General features: G+C 48.9%; 24 protein-coding genes and 3 pseudogenes. 20 read left to right on the top strand and 7 right to left on the bottom strand.

Going from position 1 to position 22,493, the window contains the following annotated elements:
- Nucleotides 1-16: 16 nt before the first annotated feature.
- From FH968_RS13530 to FH968_RS13510, 5 genes are all read right to left on the bottom strand, one after another.
- On the bottom strand, nt 17-628 hold the full coding sequence (locus tag FH968_RS13530) for an inovirus Gp2 family protein (protein WP_139880352.1): 612 nt from the start codon (nt 626-628) through the stop codon (nt 17-19).
- A 336-nt stretch (nt 629-964) separates the two neighbouring features.
- Entirely contained in the window at nt 965-1,345 is a 381-nt protein-coding gene (locus FH968_RS13525) for a putative zinc ribbon protein (RefSeq protein WP_139880351.1), read from the bottom strand.
- 10 nt (nt 1,346-1,355) lie between these two features.
- Nucleotides 1,356-1,889 (bottom strand): secretoglobin family protein, encoded by a 534-nt coding sequence (locus tag FH968_RS13520; RefSeq protein WP_139880350.1) that lies wholly within the window; start codon nt 1,887-1,889, stop codon nt 1,356-1,358.
- A gap of 106 nt (nt 1,890-1,995) precedes the next feature.
- Nucleotides 1,996-2,205: an AlpA family transcriptional regulator gene (locus FH968_RS13515; protein WP_139880349.1), complete on the bottom strand. Its 210-nt coding sequence runs from the start codon at nt 2,203-2,205 to the stop codon at nt 1,996-1,998.
- A 105-nt stretch (nt 2,206-2,310) separates the two neighbouring features.
- A complete protein-coding gene (locus tag FH968_RS13510) occupies nt 2,311-2,775 on the bottom strand; it encodes a hypothetical protein (protein WP_370451504.1) in 465 nt (154 codons plus the stop codon).
- 615 nt (nt 2,776-3,390) lie between these two features.
- Here FH968_RS13510 and FH968_RS13505 point away from each other — a divergent pair.
- The 13 genes and pseudogenes from FH968_RS13505 to FH968_RS13445 all read left to right on the top strand — a co-directional run bounded on the left by FH968_RS13505 (nt 3,391) and on the right by FH968_RS13445 (nt 11,781).
- Entirely contained in the window at nt 3,391-4,131 is a 741-nt protein-coding gene (locus tag FH968_RS13505) for a hypothetical protein (protein ID WP_139880347.1), read from the top strand.
- 91 nt (nt 4,132-4,222) lie between these two features.
- Entirely contained in the window at nt 4,223-5,086 is an 864-nt protein-coding gene (locus FH968_RS13500; RefSeq protein ID WP_139880346.1) for a GTPase family protein, read from the top strand.
- An 87-nt stretch (nt 5,087-5,173) separates the two neighbouring features.
- Nucleotides 5,174-5,992: a DUF932 domain-containing protein gene (locus FH968_RS13495; protein WP_139880345.1), complete on the top strand. Its 819-nt coding sequence runs from the start codon at nt 5,174-5,176 to the stop codon at nt 5,990-5,992.
- Between the two features lie 243 nt (nt 5,993-6,235).
- Nucleotides 6,236-6,946, top strand: a complete 711-nt coding sequence (locus FH968_RS13490; RefSeq protein ID WP_139880344.1) for a DeoR family transcriptional regulator — start codon at nt 6,236-6,238, stop codon at nt 6,944-6,946.
- A gap of 43 nt (nt 6,947-6,989) precedes the next feature.
- Nucleotides 6,990-7,526, top strand: a complete 537-nt coding sequence (locus FH968_RS13485) for a DUF4339 domain-containing protein (protein WP_139880343.1) — start codon at nt 6,990-6,992, stop codon at nt 7,524-7,526.
- A gap of 50 nt (nt 7,527-7,576) precedes the next feature.
- Complete coding sequence (locus tag FH968_RS13480) at nt 7,577-8,014, top strand: hypothetical protein (RefSeq protein WP_139880342.1); 438 nt, start codon at nt 7,577-7,579, stop codon at nt 8,012-8,014.
- A 76-nt stretch (nt 8,015-8,090) separates the two neighbouring features.
- Nucleotides 8,091-8,489, top strand: a complete 399-nt coding sequence (locus tag FH968_RS13475) for a hypothetical protein (RefSeq protein ID WP_370451507.1) — start codon at nt 8,091-8,093, stop codon at nt 8,487-8,489.
- Nucleotides 8,490-8,668: 179 nt separating this feature from the next.
- On the top strand, nt 8,669-9,124 hold the full coding sequence (locus tag FH968_RS13470) for an antirestriction protein (protein WP_139880340.1): 456 nt from the start codon (nt 8,669-8,671) through the stop codon (nt 9,122-9,124).
- Between the two features lie 11 nt (nt 9,125-9,135).
- Entirely contained in the window at nt 9,136-9,615 is a 480-nt protein-coding gene (locus FH968_RS13465; RefSeq protein WP_139880339.1) for a RadC family protein, read from the top strand.
- An 8-nt stretch (nt 9,616-9,623) separates the two neighbouring features.
- Nucleotides 9,624-9,852 (top strand): annotated as a pseudogene (locus FH968_RS13460) (DUF987 family protein).
- A complete protein-coding gene (locus FH968_RS13455) occupies nt 9,842-10,162 on the top strand; it encodes a type IV toxin-antitoxin system YeeU family antitoxin (RefSeq protein WP_139880338.1) in 321 nt (106 codons plus the stop codon). Before FH968_RS13460 ends, FH968_RS13455 begins: the two are co-directional and overlap by 11 nt.
- A 20-nt stretch (nt 10,163-10,182) precedes the next feature.
- Nucleotides 10,183-10,533 (top strand): TA system toxin CbtA family protein, encoded by a 351-nt coding sequence (locus tag FH968_RS13450; RefSeq protein WP_139880337.1) that lies wholly within the window; start codon nt 10,183-10,185, stop codon nt 10,531-10,533.
- Nucleotides 10,534-10,773: 240 nt separating this feature from the next.
- Nucleotides 10,774-11,781 carry a restriction endonuclease gene (locus tag FH968_RS13445; RefSeq protein ID WP_139880336.1) on the top strand — a complete coding sequence of 336 codons (1,008 nt, stop codon included), beginning with the start codon at nt 10,774-10,776 and terminating at the stop codon, nt 11,779-11,781.
- A gap of 404 nt (nt 11,782-12,185) precedes the next feature.
- On the opposite strand, the pseudogene FH968_RS13430 reads toward FH968_RS13445, so the two are convergent.
- Nucleotides 12,186-12,350 (bottom strand): annotated as a pseudogene (locus FH968_RS13430) (IS5/IS1182 family transposase); the annotation flags it as partial.
- Nucleotides 12,351-12,760: 410 nt separating this feature from the next.
- Between FH968_RS13430 and FH968_RS13425 the strand changes: the two are divergent.
- The 7 genes from FH968_RS13425 to FH968_RS13395 all read left to right on the top strand — a co-directional run bounded on the left by FH968_RS13425 (nt 12,761) and on the right by FH968_RS13395 (nt 20,976).
- Nucleotides 12,761-14,386 (top strand): APC family permease, encoded by a 1,626-nt coding sequence (locus FH968_RS13425; protein ID WP_139880335.1) that lies wholly within the window; start codon nt 12,761-12,763, stop codon nt 14,384-14,386.
- A gap of 25 nt (nt 14,387-14,411) precedes the next feature.
- A complete protein-coding gene (locus tag FH968_RS13420; protein ID WP_139880334.1) occupies nt 14,412-15,338 on the top strand; it encodes a dihydrodipicolinate synthase family protein in 927 nt (308 codons plus the stop codon).
- A gap of 57 nt (nt 15,339-15,395) precedes the next feature.
- Nucleotides 15,396-16,058 carry a GntR family transcriptional regulator gene (locus FH968_RS13415; protein ID WP_139880333.1) on the top strand — a complete coding sequence of 221 codons (663 nt, stop codon included), beginning with the start codon at nt 15,396-15,398 and terminating at the stop codon, nt 16,056-16,058.
- A 23-nt stretch (nt 16,059-16,081) separates the two neighbouring features.
- Complete coding sequence (locus FH968_RS13410; RefSeq protein ID WP_139880332.1) at nt 16,082-17,011, top strand: 4-hydroxyproline epimerase; 930 nt, start codon at nt 16,082-16,084, stop codon at nt 17,009-17,011.
- A 63-nt stretch (nt 17,012-17,074) separates the two neighbouring features.
- On the top strand, nt 17,075-18,679 hold the full coding sequence (locus FH968_RS13405; RefSeq protein ID WP_139880331.1) for an aldehyde dehydrogenase (NADP(+)): 1,605 nt from the start codon (nt 17,075-17,077) through the stop codon (nt 18,677-18,679).
- Nucleotides 18,663-19,664, top strand: a complete 1,002-nt coding sequence (locus FH968_RS13400; RefSeq protein WP_139880330.1) for an Ldh family oxidoreductase — start codon at nt 18,663-18,665, stop codon at nt 19,662-19,664. The genes FH968_RS13405 and FH968_RS13400 overlap by 17 nt, the downstream gene beginning before the upstream one ends.
- 70 nt (nt 19,665-19,734) lie before the next feature.
- Entirely contained in the window at nt 19,735-20,976 is a 1,242-nt protein-coding gene (locus FH968_RS13395; protein ID WP_139880329.1) for an FAD-binding oxidoreductase, read from the top strand.
- Here FH968_RS13395 and FH968_RS13390 read toward each other — a convergent pair.
- Nucleotides 20,969-21,835, bottom strand: a pseudogene (locus FH968_RS13390) (redox-regulated ATPase YchF); the annotation flags it as partial. The gene FH968_RS13395 and the pseudogene FH968_RS13390 sit on opposite strands and share 8 nt — an antisense overlap.
- Between the last annotated feature and the right edge of the window lie 658 nt (nt 21,836-22,493).

Genomic DNA, 22,493 nt, shown 5'->3' with positions numbered 1-22,493 from the left:
ATACTCCAGCCAGCTGTCACGACTGGCTACATCCAAAAGACCGCTCCTCCCTGCTGTAATCTTTGGTGCGTTCTTTCGCAAAATAACTTAACCGAAACGTCAGTTGATCATAAACCTCTCTGTAACCGGGTGAGTTAATATCCAGGTAATAAAGTGGATTATCGGGAAAGCGGGCTAGCGTCCAGTGCTCTGGGCGGTGACTAAACTGTAAAGCACTCAACCAGGCCTCTCGTATCAAAGACGCCAGGCCCGTCCCGTCTTCTTTGTAACTTCCCAGTCCGTTGAACGTATCGTTATTCACGAACAACACCATGTGGTAATGCGATTTCTGATTAATCTCACCCACCTCCCGAACCCAGAGATCACGAAGATGGCTCGGGTATGTTCGTTTACCTTGCCTCTGCTTACTTCTGTAGCGTGCTGCAATCTTCGCATCAAGGGATTCAATGAAACGAGATATCAGGCCTTGTCGTGTAATGAGAATATCGTCAGGAAGACGCAGGTCCACCCGTACCGCCATCGTGCGTATGTGCTCTGCTGTCGCGTTATCTATAACGCGCAGAATACGCGGCAGGTATGTGGTGTTGAATGGTGTATGCCGTCTATCGAGACAGATATTGTCAAACATATAATTTTACTTGGGTAATAAATTACGGGTAGGGCAAAGCCTGACCCGTAGTGGGTCGTTAAAGGGTTTAAAGGATTTAAAGGGTGGTAATACCAGCCATTAAGGCTTTCGTGTATGCGTAATCGTATATGGGCGTGGTATTGAGATAATATTGTTTATATATCAGTTGGTTAATTAATATTACCAACCCGTCATGGGCTACTAATGACCAATCCACCAGCACTAAGGGGCGAATGACGAAAAGAGGTTGATTTTTACTCCAAAGTTATATTCCCCATATAATAAAGTTCTGCTGCACCGGCAAATCTCATGAGTGACTGATACGTATCAATAAATTCATGCCTCCAGACTATATATCCCTTTTCCACATTGAGGGCAGCGTTTCTCACCACCATACGACAGGCCACACATGGTGCATCGCCACCGGGTGGTCGTAATGACCGGAGGCAGCTGTGTCACGAGTTGCTGGAGTTTCTGTATGGCAGAAGACTTCCCACTTGCTGGTGCCAGCCAGGGGCATTGCAACAGGGCTATCGGTTGTCCCCGTGGGATATCGTGTTCAAACCAGGGCGGTGACGTTCTGGTGGGGAGGTGGAATATCAATGGGCACTGACAATGATGGCAGCGCCACTCTTCACCTTCGGTCATATTCACCTGGCGGGCTGGCACAATTTCGCCGGTGCTGCGTTGCGCGATATAACACTTTTGTATTCGCATTTACCAGCCCTCACATTGGCCTGGTGGTACGAATATAATTTTCAGTCAGTGTCTTCAGACCCCGATAAGATTTCTGTTTTTCTGACATCCATTGCTTCAGCGTGTCAGGAAGCGGTAAGTGCAGCGAATACCATTCATCCAAATCCCGGCCTGCAACCAGTTCACACCAGCAGAGTAGTGTCAGCGTTTGTCGAAAGCCCGGTTGCGTATGCAGCCGGAATAACATCTGTAATTGTTCCGCCAGTCTGCTTTTCCCAAGGCGGTAACATTCACTGAGCAACACTCCCGGTAACAGAGAATAGTCAGTACGTTTGTTCAGTCGGGGGATAACAGCACACTCTTCCTCCTGGGATGTTTGAGTGACCTTTAACAGATACTGTGGGACTACAATTACCGATGCCATGCCACCCGACGACCGGCACGATGTAATTGCCAGCTTGTGCCAGTGCTCTATTTCCTGCTGACACAAACCATGGAACAAATTGATGCGGGTAAAATCATTGAGCCAAGCCTGGTAATGGTTAAGCAATGGGATGTTTTTCATAGGTGATTTTCCTTGACTATTAAATTTCAGGCAGCCGTAAGCCTCCGCAGAGAGCGGATAGTGCAAGCACGGCCAGGATGAATGTTATTTGGTGAAGTAAGGCTTACTATTGTTTGCGGGATTCTTCAATACGGGCCTGAAGCCAGGCTTCCACTTCACTTTGCAACCAGCGAGAGCTGCGTCCCAGCTTTATCTGTTTAGGAAAAAGCCCCTCCTTGATGAGTCGGTATATCCATTTATCACTAACCCCAAGTAGGCGTGTGATAAACACCATATCGATGAACTGGTCTTCAAGTAGGGAAGGTTTGATGGTCATTATTTGATTCTCCGGTAGCTAAAGGGGAACCGGAGCAGGGATGATTGTTGTTACTGTCCGCTCCGGCATAGGTACCGGTGGTGCTGTAAAAAAAGCGTCGTTAGATTATTTGGATCTTCTGGGTCTGCCCTGTCGTGCAGGTGCAGGGACCTCATTAGATCCCCAAATCAGATAACCGTCCTTCTGAGATTCTTTCGTCAAATAGCTGACAATACGTCTCAGGCTATTAACGTCTTCGTCGTTGTCATAATCAACGACGTTATTGATATTGTCCCGGCAGTACTCCTTCGGTTTGCAACGCTCGTATTTCCCTTCGTTGTTAGTTATCTTCAACCACAATTCACCCGTTTGCTGAATAAACGGAAATGACTTCTGGTGCTTCTGCCCATTGAGATAAAAAATGGCATGAGCATGGATGGTATTTGTCTTTGTCCATTCCAGCACCCAGAAACAACCACAGAGTTGAGGTATTTGCATTACAGCCTGAGTTAACTCCCGGAGGTCATCCTGTATCTCAAATGATGAATTACGAATGAATCGGTTAGTACCTCGCTGGTAATCAAAATCCATTCGGAACGCCAGTATTTTGGAGTGACAGTTTAGAATCTGATTAAGATGGTGATTGATCATATTCAGGAGAAAATCATTGGGTGTGATTTTTTTGAAGTGTGGGTAATGTCTTTGCATTGTTCTGTTCCTTTGGATGAGTTCAAAGGAACGGCAAGAACTGTTTTTTTCTGACACTGAGGGGCTTTAGGTTGAAATCGTTTCAGGCAAATATGTGCCATCCCCTGGTGGGGGATAGTTGGTTTCCGTTGAGATCTACTTCCCTATAATACCAATTAACCTTAATTATCAATTTTAAGACAAACAGTCTCTCTTTGATCGCCGACATGCCTTGCGACTGGACCCGATGAAGTACTTTTTATCGAGTTCCTGAATGCGTTGGCCTGATACTTTTCAGTAAGCACCGCTAAGTTTTTATCATGGCCCTTGTTTCTCTATAGCAACCGGTGATGACGTAAAAATAATGCACTGGCTACTCCTTCTATCAGATCTGCGTTGACGACGAATAGGGGAGTGCTATCCGTATCTTGCAGATAAAATGTGACTCACATCACCATAAAGTGAGAGGCTTATGTTATTGTTATGCATAAAATTAAAAATGCATAACGGACCATCACCATGAGAATAACATTTAATTCAGATAGCGAACTGACAATTAATACAATTGACAGATATGCAAAAAGCTATGGAATATCAAGATCGAAAGTTATTTCTGATTTGCTTGATTCAATATCACCCGCTCTCGATTATTTGGTTTTCCAAAATGATTTAAAACGCGAAATGGAGACTAAGTTATTAAACTTGTTTGCGTATGAACTTAAGGAGGTAGAGGCAAAAATATCTAAAGATGAAATTTTCTTTAGGCATTTTTATCAAAATATAAAAAACATTTCTTATTCCGTTATAAGCAAAGATTCAATTCAGTTTACATTGCCGGATAGAGACCGATGGCCTGATATGAGAGAGCAATTTCAAAGTAAAGTAAACAAAATGCTCGATATATACAGGCCATGTGACAATGGTTATTATGCTTGTGTTCTGTACCCTGATTACCTGAGGAAGGAAACGTACACATCAATTATAATTAATTTCAGGTCGTTAATTGTCGATGACTATTGCTTCGATATTAATTCGCTGTGTTTTGTCAGAGAGGAAGATTTTTTTTATTGCGGCATTAACGATTACATGAAGAGAAATCTTAAAAACAAAAACCGGTTGCACCTCTCATGGGCTCCGCTAACAAAAGTTGCTGACGGGTATCTGTTTATGGCTGCAATACGCAAAGAAAACTCAAACTATGTGGTCAGACAAGAAGGAGATTTTACAGTGAACTTCCCTTACGATATATGGAAGCAATAATCCAAATATTTTCAGACAGATATTATCTCTACGAACCGTCCCCACTCCTTCACTGGAATGGGGATTTTCTTTTTCTGTCTGAGAAAGTGCTATGAATAAAAGTGAAGGACAACAGTCCCTGCAGAACTCGCTTTCTGGCCTGCCCCAGTGGGTATCTGAACGCATTCTGCAGCAGATAAACCAGCTTACTCACTATGAACCAATGATCGGCATTATGGGTAAAACCGGGGCTGGTAAATCCAGTCTGTGCAATGCCCTGTTTGCCGGAGAGGTATCGCCGGTCAGCGATGTGGTGGCCTGTACCCGTGCCCCCCTGCGCTTTCGTTTGCAGGTTGGCGAGCGCTTTATGACTATTGTGGACTTACCAGGTGTCGGTGAAAGCGAAAGTCGTGATGCGGAATATGCCACGCTGTACCGGCAACAGCTTCCCCGGCTTGACCTGGTGCTGTGGCTGATTAAGGCCGATGACCGAGCGTTGGCGGTGGATGAACATTTTTACCGTCAGGTAATTGGAGAAGCTTACTGGCATAAGGTGCTGTTTGTTATTAGTCAGTCAGATAAAGTCGAACCAGGAAGCAGTGGCAATAAATTATCCACTGAACAGAAACAAAATATCAGCCGCAAAATCGGCCTGCTGCATGAGCTTTTCCAGCCAGTGAACCCCGTCTGTGCTGTGTCCGTCAGAATGACGTGGGGACTCAGGGTGATGGTTGAACGCATGATCTACAGCCTTCCTCGTGAGGCCAGTAGCCCTGTAGTGGCGCAACTCCAGCATCCCTTTCGTACCGATGAGGTGAATAAAAAAGCCCGTGACGATTTTGGTGAAACCGCAGGTACAGTACTGGATGCCTTGCTCAGCCTGCCGTTTGTACCAACCCCGGTTCGTACCGTTATTCAGGCTGTGCGCGACACGGTGGTATCGGTTGCCCGTACGGTCTGGAATTTCTTCTTCTGAGCTTTATTCTACTTTCTGCCGTTCCCTGAGCCCTGTCGCCTGTGCGACGGGGTTTTTCTATATTTAATTTCCGTAAGGAGTTTGTTTATGGCCCGTCTGGCTTCGCGCTTTGGCGCAGCAAATGTTATCCGTCGTGACCGCCCGCTAACCCGTGAAGAACTGTTCCGCACAGTTCCCAGTGTCTTCAGCGAGGATAAACACGTCTCACGCAGCGAGCGGTATACGTACATCCCCACAATTTCCCTACTGGACAGCCTGCAGCACGAAGGCTTTCAACCATTTTTTGCCTGCCAGACCCGGGTGCGTGACCCGGAGCGTCGGGAACACACTAAACATATGTTGCGCCTGCGACGTGAGGGGCAAATCACCGGAAAGCAGGTGCCGGAAATTATTCTGCTCAACTCCCATGATGGCTCCAGTTCGTACCAGATGCTGCCGGGGCTGTTTCGTCAGGTTTGCCAGAACGGACTGATTTGCGGTGAGACTTTTGGCGAGGTACGTGTTCCGCATAAAGGAGACGTAGTGAGTCAGGTGATTGAGGGGGCGTATGAGGTACTGGGTATTTTTGAGCGGGTGGAGGAAAAACGCGATGCCATGCAGTCGCTGATGCTATCCCCTACGGCCCGACAGGCGCTGGCTAAAGCGGCGATTACTTACCGGTTTGGTGAAGACCACCAGCCGGTGACTCCGGCACAGGTCCTGACGCCACGGCGCTATGAGGATTACAGCGATGACCTGTGGACCACGTATCAGCGCATTCAAGAGAACCTGGTTAAAGGCGGTTTACGGGGTGAATCGGCAAAAGGGAAGCGCATGCATACCCGGGCAGTACGTGGCATAGATGGTGATGTGAAACTTAATCGTGCCCTGTGGGTGATGGCAGAAACCATGCTGGAGCAGTTCTAACGGGGCGAGTTGTACTCTTTGCAACACAGGCATTGTTACCACTTCGTTAACGATGGACACCACCTGTCCGTTTTCCCTTGTAGTGATTGTTGATAAAATAGCCAGGAACCGCTGTAGGTCGCGCCTGCTCTAACATTATGCAGATGCAAAAAATAGTTCCCGCAGTGTCCATTCCCTGTCCGCCCCCCTCTGTAAAGTAATCACATTAATTTCAGTCAGTTAATCCTTCACGGAGAATATTCCATGACACAGGCAGAACGTCGCCATGACCGGCTGGCGGTCAGACTGTCACTCATCATCGGTCGCCTGGTGGCGGGCGAAACCCTGAATGTGACGAAGCTTGCCGTCGAGTTCGGGGTGTCAGTCCGCACCCTGCGGCGGGATTTTCGAGAGCGGCTGATGTATCTGGACCTGGAGTACCGTCAGGGTCTCTGCCGTCTGCGTACCGGAGGTAACGGTGCGCAGGGTGAACTGGATGTGCTGACTTTTGCTCACCGCACCGGGCTCGCTGATATCTTTCCGGGCTTTGATCGCAGGCTGGTCAGTGCCCTGCTGGCCTCGGATGATGCACCCTGTCTGGTGTGGCAACTGCCACACGGGGTGAGTCCTTCCGGCTCACTAGTGTTTTACCGACTGGTAACCGCCATTACCTCCCGCCAGCGGGTGACGCTGCTGGCTGAGGGGCAACGCTGTGAGAGTCTGGCTCCGTATCGGCTGATTTCGCAGTCAGGTTGCTGGTATCTGGCCGGTGAGTTTCGGGGACATATCACGGTCCATCCGCTGACGGACATTCACGCCGTCACGGTGCTGAACACCACCTTTACGCCCAGAAAAACCATCAGCCAGTTGACCAGTCAGCCTGCTTTCATCCACGCACTTCCTCACTTTAGTTTTATTCGCGAAGCCCTGTTACTGACCTCTACTAACAGAAGCTCAGCGGGTAGTGCTAATTAATCAGCCTCCGGCCTGTGCCGGTCTTTCAGAGATAAGGAGAATCATGAACTGGCATTACGAGAAAAATGGCGTCCGTCACGACGGTGTGACTGAAGAAGAAATGACAGAGCGCATCAAATGCGGCGAACTTACCGCCTCCACACTGGTGTGGCAGCTGGGCATGACCGACTGGCAGCCCTTATCCGCCACCCCGCTGATGGCCGCTCTGGCACAGCGCATCACACCACCTGCACTTCCGGGGCACCGTATTCCGGGTGGTGTCGTCTGGACATTGGCCTTTGCCCCGATCATTGGCTACGCGCTTGAGCTGTGGACGGCAGGACTGAGCGGGATGGCGTTTGAGGAAGCATATGACGCCGTATCGGGTGGGCAGTACTGGTTTATTACACTGCTGCTCAATATTGCCTTGGGTTATCTGGATGAAAGACGCCTGCGTAAGGCAGGGGTGGATACAGCAGCCTTCGGCAAGCTGGCGTGGCTGGTACCGTTCTATCTCTGGCGACGGGCGAAATCACTGGGGCAGAAACCAGCTTATTTCTGGGTCTGGCTGGTCATGCTGTTCCTGACGCTGGTGGCCTGACGTATTCCCACCGGCCTTAAACCAGTGGATTCTCTTTTAAGGAAATCAACATGAAAAATCTGTTCAGAGCGCTGCTCATAGCAGGCAGTCTGCTGACCTGCGTCACTGTGCAGGCTGCACCCTATAACCGGGTACTACCTGCTGCAGTCAATGACAACAACGGCAATATATTCTGGTGTGATGCACACCGTCAGGTTACAGGGAAGTGTGAGGCTATGTCCGTCGACCGGATGGGCGTAATGGTAACGATACGCTCAGCGCCGCTTAAAGACTGCGAAGGCGGCCTGTGGGGCTGGATAAGCATCAGGCGTGATGAAGCGTCAAAAGGCTTCACCATCACACCTGACCAGAAATTCGGTGTCACCGTGAAAGACCTGTGTCGTCCGGGAACGACTGTCACCTTTTTGCCTAACCACAAAAAGCCAGATTACGACGACTTGGTGGTGCTGTACCAGGGAAAAGAACTGTTCCGCTATAAACGCTTTTAATCATGCCATGACTGGCACAGAACAAATCAGTGCAGCCATGCGCCACTGAGGGTTCAGGGAGTAAACCATGTTCAGAATGATAACTGCAGTATCCGCCATTGTGCTGTCTCTGGCCGCCTTTCCCACCAGTGCCGCACAGTTACCCGAACAACTGATGGATAAAGATAACCCGGGCGAGTCGTACTGGTGTCAGGGAGACGATATCAACAGCTCCGTTTGCTCGCTGACCGGTGTCAGTGACGACCATAAATTTGCTTTGATTCAGGACTGGCCGGGTACTGCCTGTGCTGATAATAATTTTGGTGTTATCGACCTGGTACATGGGACCGGCATTAATGTGCCCTACGATGGCGGTGACTGTCAGGGTGATGTGAAGGCCGGTTTCGTGCGGACCGTGAAGGATAATGCCCTGTTCGTGAAAGTCACCCGGGGCAGTAAAACACTGCTGATGTATAAAGTGAAAACCGGATACTGATACCGCTATCGACATAAAATAAACACAGCCCCTGCTGCTCACGCAACAGGGGCTTTTTGCATTTAAGGAGGGTGTGATGTCTGAGCCGGTTTCGTTGCCTTCCTGTCCCGCGCTTTTAATCCATAACTCACTTGATGCCAGTCCTGACAGGCAGGCATTTTTTATTACGGAGTAAAACCATGACCACACAAACTGAGAACACCCACACATCTATTATTGCTGATGTACAAATCGCTACCAGCCTCGTACCTGATGAGCAGCGTACTGGCTTCTGGCCACAGCACTTTGGGCGTATCCCACAGTGGATAGTTCTCGAGCCCCGAATCTTTGGCTGGATGGACCGCTTCTGCGGAGACTACAGCGGCGGTATCTGGAACTTCCGCACACTCAGTAACGGTGGCGCATTTTTGGCACCTGAAGCTGAAGATGACGAGAAATGGAAGTTGTTCAATAACATGAATGGCAATAGCGCGGAAATGAGCGCTGAGGCGGCGGGCATTGCGGTGTGCCTGATCGAGTACAGTCATCATGCCTGTCGCACCGAATGCGATGCCATGACGGAGCACTATTACCGCCTGCGGGATTACGCCCTGCAGCACCCTGAATTCAGCGCCATTTTACGCATTATTGATTAAGGATACTCACTATGGAACAGTCACTTACCCCACTGGCTCCGGTACTCTCACTGACCGCACAACGCACGGTAAAACGTGCTTTAACGCTACTTGGCCGACACCTGCGAGAAACAGGTGTAGCATTCACGTCCACCCAGGCTGCCCGTGACTGGCTGAAACTGAAAATGGCGGGACTGGAGCGCGAAGAATTTATGGTGCTGTACCTGAACCAGCAGAACCAGTTGATTGCCCACGAAACCCTGTTTGCCGGTTCCATCAGCAGTACCGAGGTACATCCCCGTGAGGTGGTCAAACGCGCCCTGTATTTCAATGCGGCAGCAGTGATACTGGCGCATAACCATCCCTCCGGCGACATCGCACCCAGTCAGGCCGATAAGACCATCACGCAGCGTTTGGTGCAGGCGCTCCAGCTCGTTGATATCCGTGTGCCTGACCATCTTATCGTCGGTGGCACGCAGATATTGTCGTTTGCTGAACATGGTCTGCTGTGAGGGGTTACATGAAAATTATCAGTAAACGCCGGGCACCGTCGACATCCGGCCTCCCGCATTTTTCGATACTGCACAGGCAGATACCATTGGCATGGCAGTGTCTGTCATTACACTGGTCAGGTAGTTCCTGATATTCCCGGCGTGCTGGCGGTATACGCCGAACGCCGCCAGGACCGCAACGGGCCCTATGCCTGTCTGATGAGTATCACCCTAAAGGAGAAGCCCGATGAGAAGTAATGTCACATGGGGACTGCAGCGGGATATCACGCCGCACCTGGGAGCACGTCTGGTGCAGGAGGGCAACCGGCTGCACTATCTGGTTGACCGGGCCAGTATGACCGGCAAATTCAGTAATGCCGAATGTCTGAAGCTGGATGCGGCATTTCCGCATTTTATTAGCCAGATGGAGTTGATGCTGACCACTGGTGAAATGAATCCTCACCATGCCAACTGTGTCACCCTGTACCACAACGGTTTTACCTGTGAAGCCGATACCCTTGGCAGTTGCGGCTACATATACATCGCCGTTTATCCCACTCAACGCTAACTAATTTCACGAGAGCAAACATGAAAACTCTACCTGCAACGACTCCGCAGGCGGCGAAGCTATGTCTTTCGCCCGTGTCTGTCTGGCAAATGTTACTGACACGCCTGCTGGAACAGCACTATGGCCTGACACTGAACGACACACCATTCAGTGATGAGACTGTTATTCAGGAACATATCACTGCTGGTATTACGCTGGCTGATGCCGTTAACTTTCTGGTGGATAAGTACGAACTGGTTCGTATTGATCGCAGGGGATTCAACTGGCAAGAACAGTCCCCATACCTGCGGGCTGTCGATATTCTGCGGGCGCGACAGGCAACTGGTTTATTGAAAATCGTATTAACGCAACACGTTGAATATTGGGAATAGCCTCCCTGATTCATATTCCAGACATATTTATTTACTTATTACAAAAGCACCAGCTGATGCGGGCCGGTGCTTTTGCTTATATGGACGAAATATCATGCAACTTGAGGCTGTAATTTTAACTGGGCACATCATCGCAAACACAATCCGGGAATGCTGGTCCGTCGTTGTTGATGGTTTTGACGCATGCGGCGAACAAGATTATGATCCAGCTTAATTTCTTTTCCTCATGAAGGGACGGGTATGGGCAACAGAATGTGGATGATTCGCGGTGACGGCGGCAAACTCTATGACGATTTCCGCGATAAACAAATTGTGGGAATCGGTTGGCCTCAGCTGGCTCCTTTGGTCAAACCCGGTCTGTCCCGATCCCAGTTGCTCGCTTTATACCAGGAAGCAGACCCCTTAACGAAGCTAGGAACAGCCCGTTCTGGAGCATCGCAGGTCTGGCGTTTTGTGAACGAAATCCAAAAGAGTGATTGGGTTATTACCTATTCTCCAGCCAACCGTACTTATCTGCTAGGCAAAGTTACATCAGACTTCCAATATCATCCTGAATGGGTGGAAGAGGGAATGGGGATCGCTCGGCAGGTTAAATGGAATACTCAAGAAATCGACCGTGACCGATTGTCTGTTGCTACAAAAAATACTCTGGGCTCCACACTGACGGTTTTCCAACTCCCGGAATATGCGCTAGAAGAGCTTTTGCAGGATAAGAAACCTACCATAGATGTTATTGTTCAGAATCCAAATGCAATGGATGAAGATGAAGTCGTTTCTGATCCGCTTCGTGACATGGAAATGCTAGCGTTTGAGGGTATCAAAGATCGAATCAACTCTCTCGATTGGGACGAAATGCAGAACCTTGTTGCTGGAGTCTTGCGCAGCATGGGATATAAAACGCAGGTTTCTCCAGCGGGGGCCGACCGGGGTAAAGATATTATTGCTTCGCCCGATGGATTTGGTTTTGAAAATCCGCGTATTATAGTTGAGGTGAAACATCGTAGAGAGCAGATGGGAAGCCAACAGATTCGTAGCTTTATTGGTGGTCGCCATAAAGATGATCGCGGACTTTATGTCAGTACCGGCGGCTTTAGTAAGGATGCTCGCTATGAGGCCGATCGCTCGACGATTCCTCTGACTCTTTGGACGCTTGATGATCTCGTTCGGGCGCTCATTGAAAACTACGAGCAAGTTGATATTGAGACCAAACTTTTGGTGCCTCTGAAGAAAACATTCTTACCTGCTTAACCCTTGTCTTGGCCGCCATATTGGTGTTGTACTGGTATGGCTTTGTGCCCGTTAGCAGTGTCTGATTTTTGTACGGATTTCTGTTTGTGGGTACAAGTGCGGGTATAAAGCAGTAGCGTTGAAAATAAAACGTATTGAAAACAGTTTATTGATTGGTTTATGCGAGTCCGGCCTTCGCACCAACAGTATGTAAATAGACCTCAACTGAGGTCTTTTTTTATGCCTAAAATCCAGTCCCCGTAAGGCTCCTCTCGCTTTTTCAGTCAACATAAGTCAACCTGATTCAATCTACATCAACTTACTGATGCGGGTATATCTTGGTTCGATAATGTTTGTACCCACACAGAACCCGGCTTTGTTGAATAAATCAGATTTAGATAAAAGGCCCCATGTCAGTCAGTTCCTCAGGTAATCCGGACACTTTCTTGTATATCTGCACGTGTCATTTTGTTTAAGGCACAGATCATCGCCATAGCCTCTCCAACCTGGGCATCGTAACCCCACAGGGTCAAATGACCACCGAATAGTTGCTTTACACGATACATCGCCGTTTCCGCCACCGAGCGCCTTGTTGTAGGTGTTCCAGTTGGTGATTTTGAACTTTTGTTTTGTCACGGGATACCGCTACAGAGTCAGGAATTTGGTGATCTGATCCTGGTGGCGACCAAGAGTTCGATTTATTCAACAAAGCCTCATCGAGGATGAAATTCGCCTGAATGAGTCACATGTCACAGAAATGTTGCTAATGTAAATGTAGTGTTTCAAAAATCGTTCCGAGCTGTGCGGTATTGGTACGACTGATACACCTAAAGTGATCGTTCTCGTCAGCCATCTAAAGTTAATCGAAAAAAATCAAAACACGACTACTCCACAGGAGTTCGTGTTTTGTTCTAAGTTAAATCGTATACGATATACTTTGTTGTGGGCGGATAAAAAAGAACGGTAAAGCACGATCAAACCTGATGAAGTAGGGGTGTTTATGTCTGGAAAATTTAAGAAGCAGCTCACACTCACTGACCTGACGTTTATTGGTCTGGGAGCAATTTTTGGATCGGGTTGGCTGTTTGCCGCCAGCCATGTTTCCGCGATTGCAGGACCGGCAGGGATCTTTTCATGGATGATCGGGGGTTTTGCTGTCTTCCTGTTGGGGCTTGTTTTTTGCGAGTTGGGTGCTGCTTTGCCTAGAGCTGGTGGCGTCATTTCCTACCCGGTTATTTCGCACGGCCCGCTGTTGGGTTATTTGATGGGGTCTATCACCGTCATCGCGTTTACTAGCCTGGTTGCCATTGAGGTTGTCGCTGCAAGGCAGTATGCCGGGGCCTGGTTCCCCGAATTAACCCTTGCTGGGACAGGTAATCCTACTCTTCTTGGCTGGCTTGTTCAGTTTCTGCTCCTCTGTGGTTTTTTCTACATCAACTACAACAGCGTGAAAACTTTTGCCAGAACTAACAATATCATCAGTATTTTCAAGTTTGTCGTTCCTCTATTGGTTATTCTGACGCTGTATTATTTCTTTAAACCCGCTAACTTAACAGTTGCCGGATTTGCCCCTTTTGGAATGAGCGGTATTGAAATGGCGGTCTCCGCAGGTGGGGTGATTTTTGCCTATCTGGGTTTGACGCCGATTATTTCTGTGGCCAGTGAAGTTAAGAATCCGCAGAAAACAATTCCTATTGCGATGATCCTATCGGTATTGCTGTCAGCGGTAATTTATATTTTATTACAGCTCGCGTTTATCGGTAGTATCCCGACCGAAATGTTAGCGCAAGGTTGGCATAATATCGGTAAGGAGTTTTCATTGCCTTACCGTGATATTGCTTTGACTCTGGGTGTAGTCTGGTTGAGCTACCTGGTGGTTTCCGATGCGATTATTTCTCCGGCTGGATGTGGCAACATTTATATGAATGCCACACCACGTATTGTGTATGCCTGGGCAAAGTCAGGAACGCTATTTCGTATATTTACCAATATTGATGAAAAATCAGGGATACCACGGCCTGCATTGTGGCTGACCTTTGGGTTGTCAATTTTCTGGACGCTGCCATTCCCTTCATGGGAGGCCCTGATTAACGTCGTCTCGGCAGCGCTGGTACTCAGCTATGCTCTGGCACCAATTTCTGCTGCTGCATTAAGGAAGAGTCATCCTGAACTTGCTCGTCCATTCAGGGTTTCAGGCTTTACAGTTATCGGCCCATTATCCTTTATTATTGCTTCGTTCATTGTTTACTGGTCAGGATGGAATACTCTCTCCTGGTTGCTGGGCGTGCAGTTGGTCATCTTTGTTGGTTATATTATTTTCTCAAGATTTGCGCCAACGAAAAAAATATCTTTGAAGCAACAGATTATTTCTTCTTCATGGTTGGTCGGTTTTTATATTGTCATGATGGTTTTATCCTGGGCGGGAACCTTTGGCGGCCATAGTTATATTACTCACCCGTTTGATACGCTCGTCGTGGCAGTTTCCGCACTGGCTATTTATTACTGGGGTGCTGCGGTAGGCCTGCCTAAACCCCTTGTTGATTTAGAAAGTGAAGATGAAGAAAGTTTCCAAAATGAAGGATCTGTAGAAACAGGTTCGCTATTGCATGATGCAAAAATTATTTAATTAATTAACTATTAAGGAAATGATAATGACGCACAATGTTAACTGGACTGGCGTTTTCCCTGCGGTTACCACTCAGTTCAATGAGGACTTTTCGGTCAACCTGGACGCGACGCATAAAGTTATTAGTAATCTGGTAAAAGATGGCGTTTCAGGATTGGTTGTCTGTGGCAGCGTGGGTGAAAACACATCTCTGACCATTGACGAGAAAATGGCTGTCACGGAAGTCGCTAAAGATGCGGCCAACGGAAAAATCCCTGTTATTTGTGGTATTGCTGAATTTACAAGCGTGGGTGCGGCAAAAGTAGCCAAAGCCGTTGAAGCTGTGGGGGTTGATGGCATCATGGTCATGCCAGCATTGGTTTACAGTTCCAAGCCCCACGAAACAGCTCAGCATTTCAGATATGTGGCTAACAACACGAATCTGCCGGTGATGGTATATAACAACCCACCAATTTATAAGAATGATGTGACCCCTGATATTCTGATTTCGCTGTCTGATTGCGAGAATATTGTTTGCTTCAAAGACAGCTCAGGCGACACCCGTCGTTTTATTGATGTCCGCAACCGTGTGGGTAATCGCTTTATTCTGTTTGCAGGCCTCGATGATGTAGTACTGGAAAGTCTCGCTGTCGGTGCCGAGGGTTGGATATCCGGCATGTCTAACGTCTTCCCTAAAGAAGGTGAAACCATTTTCCGCCTGTGCAAAGAGGGCCGCTTTGCTGAGGCCATGCCTATCTACGAATGGCTGATGCCTATCCTGCATCTCGATGCCCGCCCTGATTTAGTGCAATGTATCAAGCTGTGTGAAGAAATCGCAGGTCGAGGGAGCGCGTTAACCCGTCCGCCACGTCTGGCATTACAAGGTGCAGATCGTGAGCATGTCTATGAAATTATGCGGATAGCTCTGGAAAATCGTCCAGTGCTTCCTGATGTTGGTCTGTCACGACTTTGATTGAATTGATGACTTCAATTGAGGAAGAAGGCCAACGGTTAAAAGTGAAAGGTGAATATGAAGCCATTTGACACACCTGATTTGACAAAAGTGCCTTCGACCTCAGAGGTCATTGCTCAATATTTAAGGCGAGCCATTCTCAGTGAATATTTCGATGAAAATGAACCTATTCGCCAGGATGAGGTAGCCAAAAAGTTTAATGTCAGCAAGATTCCAGTCCGTGAAGCTTTAAAAAAACTCGAGGCGGAAGGGCTGGTTATTTTTGTCAGGAATCGCGGCGCCATTGTGACAAGGATGAGTGACGATGAGCTGGCTCAGTTATTCGAAATAAGGATCTTACTGGAGGTTCGCCTTCTGGAGTTATCGGTGCCTGCGATGAAGGATCGTGACTTTGCCCTTATTGACGAAGCTTATGAGCGCTATGTTTCTGATACCAATATCCAGAACTGGTCGAATCTGAACTGGGAGTTTCATGCCGCGCTCTATCATGCGGCTAATCGCCCACTGATTGTGGAAACAGTGAGGATGATCAACCAGAAACTGGAACGATATCTGCGCATGCAGATCAGTCTCTCTGACGGCAAAGCCAGAGCCGATCGCGAACATGCCGAAATTATTGCCTTATGCCGCAAAGGAGAGGTGGAAAAGGTCGTCGCCATACTGAAACAACATATATACGGTGTTTGCCAGTCGCTACTGGACAACCTAAATCAAAAATAACACGCATCCTTGAGGAAATAATTATGCAAAGAATTTCCATTATCGACTCTCATACCGGCGGAGAACCGACTCGTCTGGTGATAGACGGTTTTCCTGACCTGGGTAATGGCTCAATGAAAGAGAGACGGGAAATTTTGGCTCGCGAATATGACCATTATCGTCGCGCCTGCATTCTTGAACCTCGTGGTAATGATGTGTTAGTTGGCGCTTTACTTTGCACACCGGTCGATCCTTCGGCCAGTGCTGGAGTCATTTTTTTCAATAATGCCGGCTATCTCGGCATGTGTGGACACGGCACTATCGGATTGGTGCGCTCGCTGGCCTATATGAGGAAAATCTCCCCCGGAACGCACAAGCTGGAAACACCAGTTGGCGACGTCACGGCTATATTGCATGAAGACTATTCGGTCAGCGTGCGTAATGTTCCTTCCTGGCGATATAAAAAAGCGGTGGTTCTGGAAAGCCCAAACTTGGGCAGGATAACCGGTGATATTGTCTGGGGAGGAAACTGGTTCTTTTTGGTTAATGACCATGGCTTGACGATTTCCCGAGAGAATATTTCCAGGCTTTCCGAGTTCACTGTGGAGATCCAAAGAGAGTTACAGCGGCAAGCCATTTTCGCTGAAAATGACGAGCTGATTGATCATATTGAGTTGTTTTCCAGTGATGACTCTGCCGACAGCCGCAGTTTTGTTATGTGCCCCGGTGGAGCTTATGACCGCTCGCCTTGCGGAACAGGAACCAGCGCTAAGCTTGCCTGTCTGGCTGCCGACGGGAAATTGCCTGCGCACAAGATCTGGCGACAAGCCAGCGTGATTGGCAGCGTCTTTGAAGCTCACTATGAACCCCTGGAAAAAGGCATTCAGCCTGTTATTCGCGGCAGTGCCTCGGTCTGTGCAGAAACAACGTTATTGATTGATAAAGAGGATCCTTTTGCCTGGGGCGTTACATGATTGCCCTCGCAGGGTAAGCACTGAAACCTTTACTTATCATCACATGGACACAGGATCATCACGATGAGCATTGTTGGAAAAAATTACATCAAAGGTAAGAGAAGCGGCCAAAGTAACCAAACGCTGACCAGTTATGATGCGCACAGTGGGGAAGCCTTGCCTTTCTCTTTTTACCAGGCAACCGAAAGTGAGGCTAACCAGGCCTGTGACGGCGCTCAATCGGCTTTTGCCGAGTACCGGCTGACGTCTCCTGAGCAACGAGCGGAATTTCTTGAAACTATCGCTGATGAACTTGATGCGTTTGGTGACGACTTTATCCAGTTGGTGATGCGCGAGACTGCATTACCGCAGGGACGTATTGTGGGAGAGCGGGCGCGTACGAGCGGGCAGATGCGTTTGTTTGCTACCGTGTTGCGCCGTGGCGATTACCTGGGCGCACGCATTGACTGCGCACTACCGAAAAGAAAGCCCTTACCGCGTCCTGATCTCCGCCAGGTGCGTATGGGAGTAGGGCCAGTTGCCGTATTTGGTGCCAGCAACTTCCCGTTGGCTTTTTCTACCGCAGGTGGCGATACCGCATCGGCGCTGGCGGCTGGCTGTACGGTTGTGATGAAAGCTCATTCAGGCCATATGGCCACCGCAGAATATGTAGCTGATGCCATTCTTCGTGCCGCCGATAAATGCGGTATGCCTGCTGGTGTATTTAATATGATCTATGGCCAGGATATTGGCGCGGTCGTGGTTAAACATCCGGCTATACAGGCCGTAGGCTTTACCGGCTCTTTAAAAGGCGGTCGTGCTATCTGCGACATGGCCGCTGCACGCCCACATCCCATTCCGGTATTTGCCGAAATGAGCAGCATCAATCCGGTAATTTTATTGCCACAGGCGTTAATCCAGCGTGGGGAGCAAATTGCTGGTGAGCTAACTGATTCTGTGACCGCAGGTTGTGGGCAGTTTTGCACTAATCCCGGCATGATTATCGGCATTCGCTCTGTGGCATTCAGTGCATTTATGCAGACGTTGAAAGACAGAATCGATGCCAGCCCGCCGCAAACCATGTTAAATCGGGGCACGCTGGCCAGTTATGAAAAAGGTCTGTCAGCGCTACGCCAGCATGATGGAGTTATCCAACTGGCGGGCAAAGAGCAAAACGGCAAACAGGCTAGCCCGCAGCTGTTTCAGGCTGAAGCTCAATTGCTGATTGAGGGTGATGCGCTATTACAAGAAGAAGTCTTTGGTCCAGTTACTGTGGTGATAGAAGTGCAGGATGCTGAACAATTACTGCAAACTCTACGAGGGCTGCGCGGGCAACTCACCGCTACGCTGATTGCCGAGCCGGAGGACTTACAGCAATTCTCTACTTTGGTGCCGGTACTGGAGCAAAAAGCCGGACGTCTGTTGCTAAATGGCTATCCTACCGGGGTGGAAGTTTGTGATGCCATGGTACATGGCGGACCTTATCCTGCGACATCTGACTCTCGTGGTAGTTCGGTAGGCACGCTGGCAATCGATCGCTACCTGCGCCCAGTTTGTTACCAAAACTATCCTCAGCACTTGCTGCCAGAGGCGTTGCAGGATGGAAACCCTCTGGGGATCATGCGTCTGGTGAACGGCGTTTACACCTGCGATCAGCTCCAGGAGATCCAGCATGAAACTCAGTATTGATCAGGCCAAAGAGTTGGTTCTGGATATTCTACTCAATGCCGGGCTCGACCAACCCAATGCTAATGCTGTGATGGAAACCATTGTTTCGGGCGAGATTGATGGCTGTGCATCACACGGATTATGGCGAACCCTGGGCTGTGTGAGCACCTTGAAAAACGGCAAAGTGATCCCCGATGCACAACCAAAAATCAAAGATCTCGCCCCAGGGTTGCTGGCAGTTGATGCTCAGGGGGGCTTCTCTCCGTTAGCTTTTGAGGCAGGTTTGCCTTTGTTGCAGAAGAAAGCGCGCGCTCAGGGGATCGCGGCGATGGCGATTAATCATTGCGTGCACTTTTCCGCCCTGTGGGCAGAAATTGAAAAGCTGACTGATGCCGATCTGGTGGCGATGGCCTTTACGCCCAGCCATGCATGGGTTGCACCGGCTGGGGGACAATCCCCGGTATTTGGTACCAACCCAATGGCGTTTGGCTGGCCACGTAAAAACTTCCCTCCTTTTATCTTCGACTTTGCCACCAGTGAGGTGGCTCGGGGGGAGATTCAACTCCATCGGCGTGAGGGTAAAACGATCCCGGAAGGATGGGGTATTGATCGTGCTGGCAACGCCTGCACCGATGCTGCCGAGGTTATTGACCATGGCGCGATGTTGACCTTCGGCGGCCATAAAGGGTCTGCTCTGGCGGCGATGATTGAGCTGATTGCTGGTCCACTGATTGGTGACCTGACCAGTGCTGAATCACTGGAATACGATCGGGGTACGAACTCATCGCCTTACCATGGTGAATTGCTGATAGCTTTCAACCCGCAGGGTTTCCTGGGGGCTTCTACAGAAGATAATCTGCAGCGAGCAGAAGTGCTGTTTGATTCCATCGTGGGACAAGGGGCGCGTCTTCCTTCACAACGGCGTTACGCTGCGCGTGAACAAAGCCTCGCTCAGGGGCTGAATATTAGTGACTCCTTGTATCAGGACTTGATTAATCTGCGTTAAGGCTGTGAAAGATGACTCCTCATTGTGTGAAAAACAGCAGCCTGCATAACCGCAAGGCTAAGGTAAAGACATGAAAAAAGTGACAGTCGTTGGCGCAGGGATTATCGGACTTTCAGTCGCTTATTATCTTTATAAAGAAGGGGCACAAGTTACCATTATTGACCGAGATCCCGCGGGGGATAAAACGTCATTTGGTAATGCTGGCTCGATAGCCGTTATGGAAGTGAATCCAGCAGCTGTCCCCGGCGTATTCTGGAAAGTGCCTGGTTGGATGCTGGACCCTCTGGGACCACTCTCCGTCAGACCTTCCTATGCGTTAAAACTGCTTCCCTGGCTTTATCGGTTTTATAAGGCGGGCAAGCAAAAAGAGTCGCTGCGTATTCATCGGGCTTTATCAGCCTTGAATCTTCGGGTGTACGACGATCTGCTGCCGATGCTCGAAGAGGCTCGCTTAACCGACAAACTACATCGCAACGGTGCGTTGATTGTCTATGAGAGTGACGCCGGTTTTGAGGCGGATAAACCGACCTGGGAGATGCGGAAAAAGGCGGGGGTGGAGATGCAGTATCTCTCCGCTAACGAGGCCAGGACGCTTGAGCCTGCCCTGGGTGAGCGGGTTCGACATGCGGTTTTTGCCTCTCAGGCGGCTTATGTCAGCGACCCGAAGGTCATTGTTGATGAGTTGCGCCAGTGGCTGACTCAACAGGGTGTCAAAGTTATTCAGGGTGAAGTTCAAAACCTCCATGTCGCAGATCACGGTGTTCAGCAGATAAAACTGACTGATGGACGAGTTTTTTCCACGGATGACGTGGTGATTGCCGCAGGTGTCTGGTCGAAATCGCTGGCCCATTTGTTGGGCGAGAAGAGTTGTGTGGAGAGCGAGCGGGGTTATAACACCACCATTCAGCAGTCGGGAATAACTCTGTCTCGTGAAGTGATCTTTGCCGAACGAAAATTTGTCGTCACCCCTCTCAGCTGTGGTTTGCGCATTGGCGGAGCAGCAGAGTTCGGAGGGATTGAGAATAAACCAAACTATAAGCGTTCAGCAGTGTTGACCAAACTGGCAAAAATGTATTTGCCAACACTGAAAAATACAGAAGGTATTGCCTGGGCTGGGCACCGTCCAAGTACTCCAGACAGCCTGCCAGTCATCAGCCGATCTGGTTTACACCAGCACGTTTTTTATGCCTTTGGTCATGGGCATCTCGGGCTGACGCAGTCGGCAACGACCGGCAGATTAATTGCCGATCTGGTGTTTGAAAAGAACGCAAACTTCGATCTTTCACCCTATTCAATATCTCGTTTTAGCTAAGAATATTTTTTTTCCACGGTTTGAACCGTTCTGAAAATAAAAATCCACGCCATTGCGCGGATTTTCTTAAGGGTGATACGAAGAAGGAGATGTAGACGTTGAACAAGAAGTTCATCACATCGCCATCTTTAACGATGTAGTCTTTGCCTTTAGCACGCATCTTTCCGGCTTCTTTCGCGCCTTGCTCACCCTTGTAGGTGATGAAGTCTTTGTACGCGATAGTTTGTGCGCGGATGAAGCCTTTTTCGAAGTCGGTGTGGATTTACCCGCTGCCTGATTCAACCGCAGCACTGACGGTAACCACAACGGAACCTTCAGCTGCGGTGATTTCACGCTCGATATCGAGGTATGGGTTATTTTCATAACCATCTTCGTTAACGTTGGCGATGTACATGGTTGGTTTCAGCACCAGGAAGTTCAGATATTTGATAGTGTCCTTGTCTTCTTCGGCCAGCTCCAACGAACGCAGCATGCTAGCGTTCTCAAGCTGTGGCAGGCATTTTTCCAGCGCAATCAGTTCAGCTTTTGCGTCTTTATCGCCGTCTTTAGCTTTCTTCCGTCCGCGGTGAATCGCACGTTCGCAGGTATCGAGGTCGGACAACGCCAGCTCGGTATTGATAACGTCGATGTCATCAGCCGGGTCCACTTTATTATTCACGTGGATGATGTTGTCGTTCTCGAAACAGCGCACCACGTGGCCGATAGCTTCGGTTTCACGAATGTTGGTCAGGAACTGGTTGCCCAGGCCTTCGTCTTTCGACGCGCCTTTTACCAGAACTGCAATATCAACGAATTCCATGGTGGTTGGCATAATGCGCTGAGGTTTTACGATTCCAGCCAGCTTGTCCAGACGTGGGTCGCCTTTGCACCATATGTATGTAAATAGACCTCATTTCTGAGGGGGTCTTATTACTTAATACCGTTGTGACCGGCCAGGAATGTTTCTTTCAGTGTCTGTCCCCACAATTGGGATGCCCGCTCAAACGGCATCAATTCGATTTTCCTTTTGGCAGCCCTGTATTTCGTAAACGCTTTTCGTTGGATAGGGTTGCCAGTATACGAAGACGGTTACTCCTGATTATGATTGGAACAGATTCGGGGTCAGGGTCACCCCTGTAGATCTGAATGCATATATATAGAAGAGATAAAGCCGACGGGAGAACACAAAGAAGAAAAGAAGGGTGGTAAAGGCCGGTAAACTCGATGTTGCCTCCCGACTACAACGACGTAAAACCCCGTGATGCGGTACAGACTCACATTATCTATCCTTTATATATAGACGATATTCCTTTTTGGCCGGGATCTCATAAAGGGCAGGGAACTAAAACGGGTCTATCTACAGGCCAGGTAATGTGTGTAGGGCTACCTTAAGGGTGATGTTAACTAAACTTAGTGCATCATTTAGGGCTCTCGGTTGAAAATACCGATGTGATTGTGGATAACTTTGTGCACAACTGCGTATAAGGCGGGGTTTTGCTGTGGAATGCAGCAGTCAGTAAAATTAACGCGAATTTAGG

Source organism: Buttiauxella sp. B2 (assembly GCF_006376615.1).
GTDB lineage: Bacteria > Pseudomonadota > Gammaproteobacteria > Enterobacterales > Enterobacteriaceae > Buttiauxella.
Note: the sequence above shows the minus strand (reverse complement) of the source record. Positions and strands in the feature narration are given on the sequence as shown.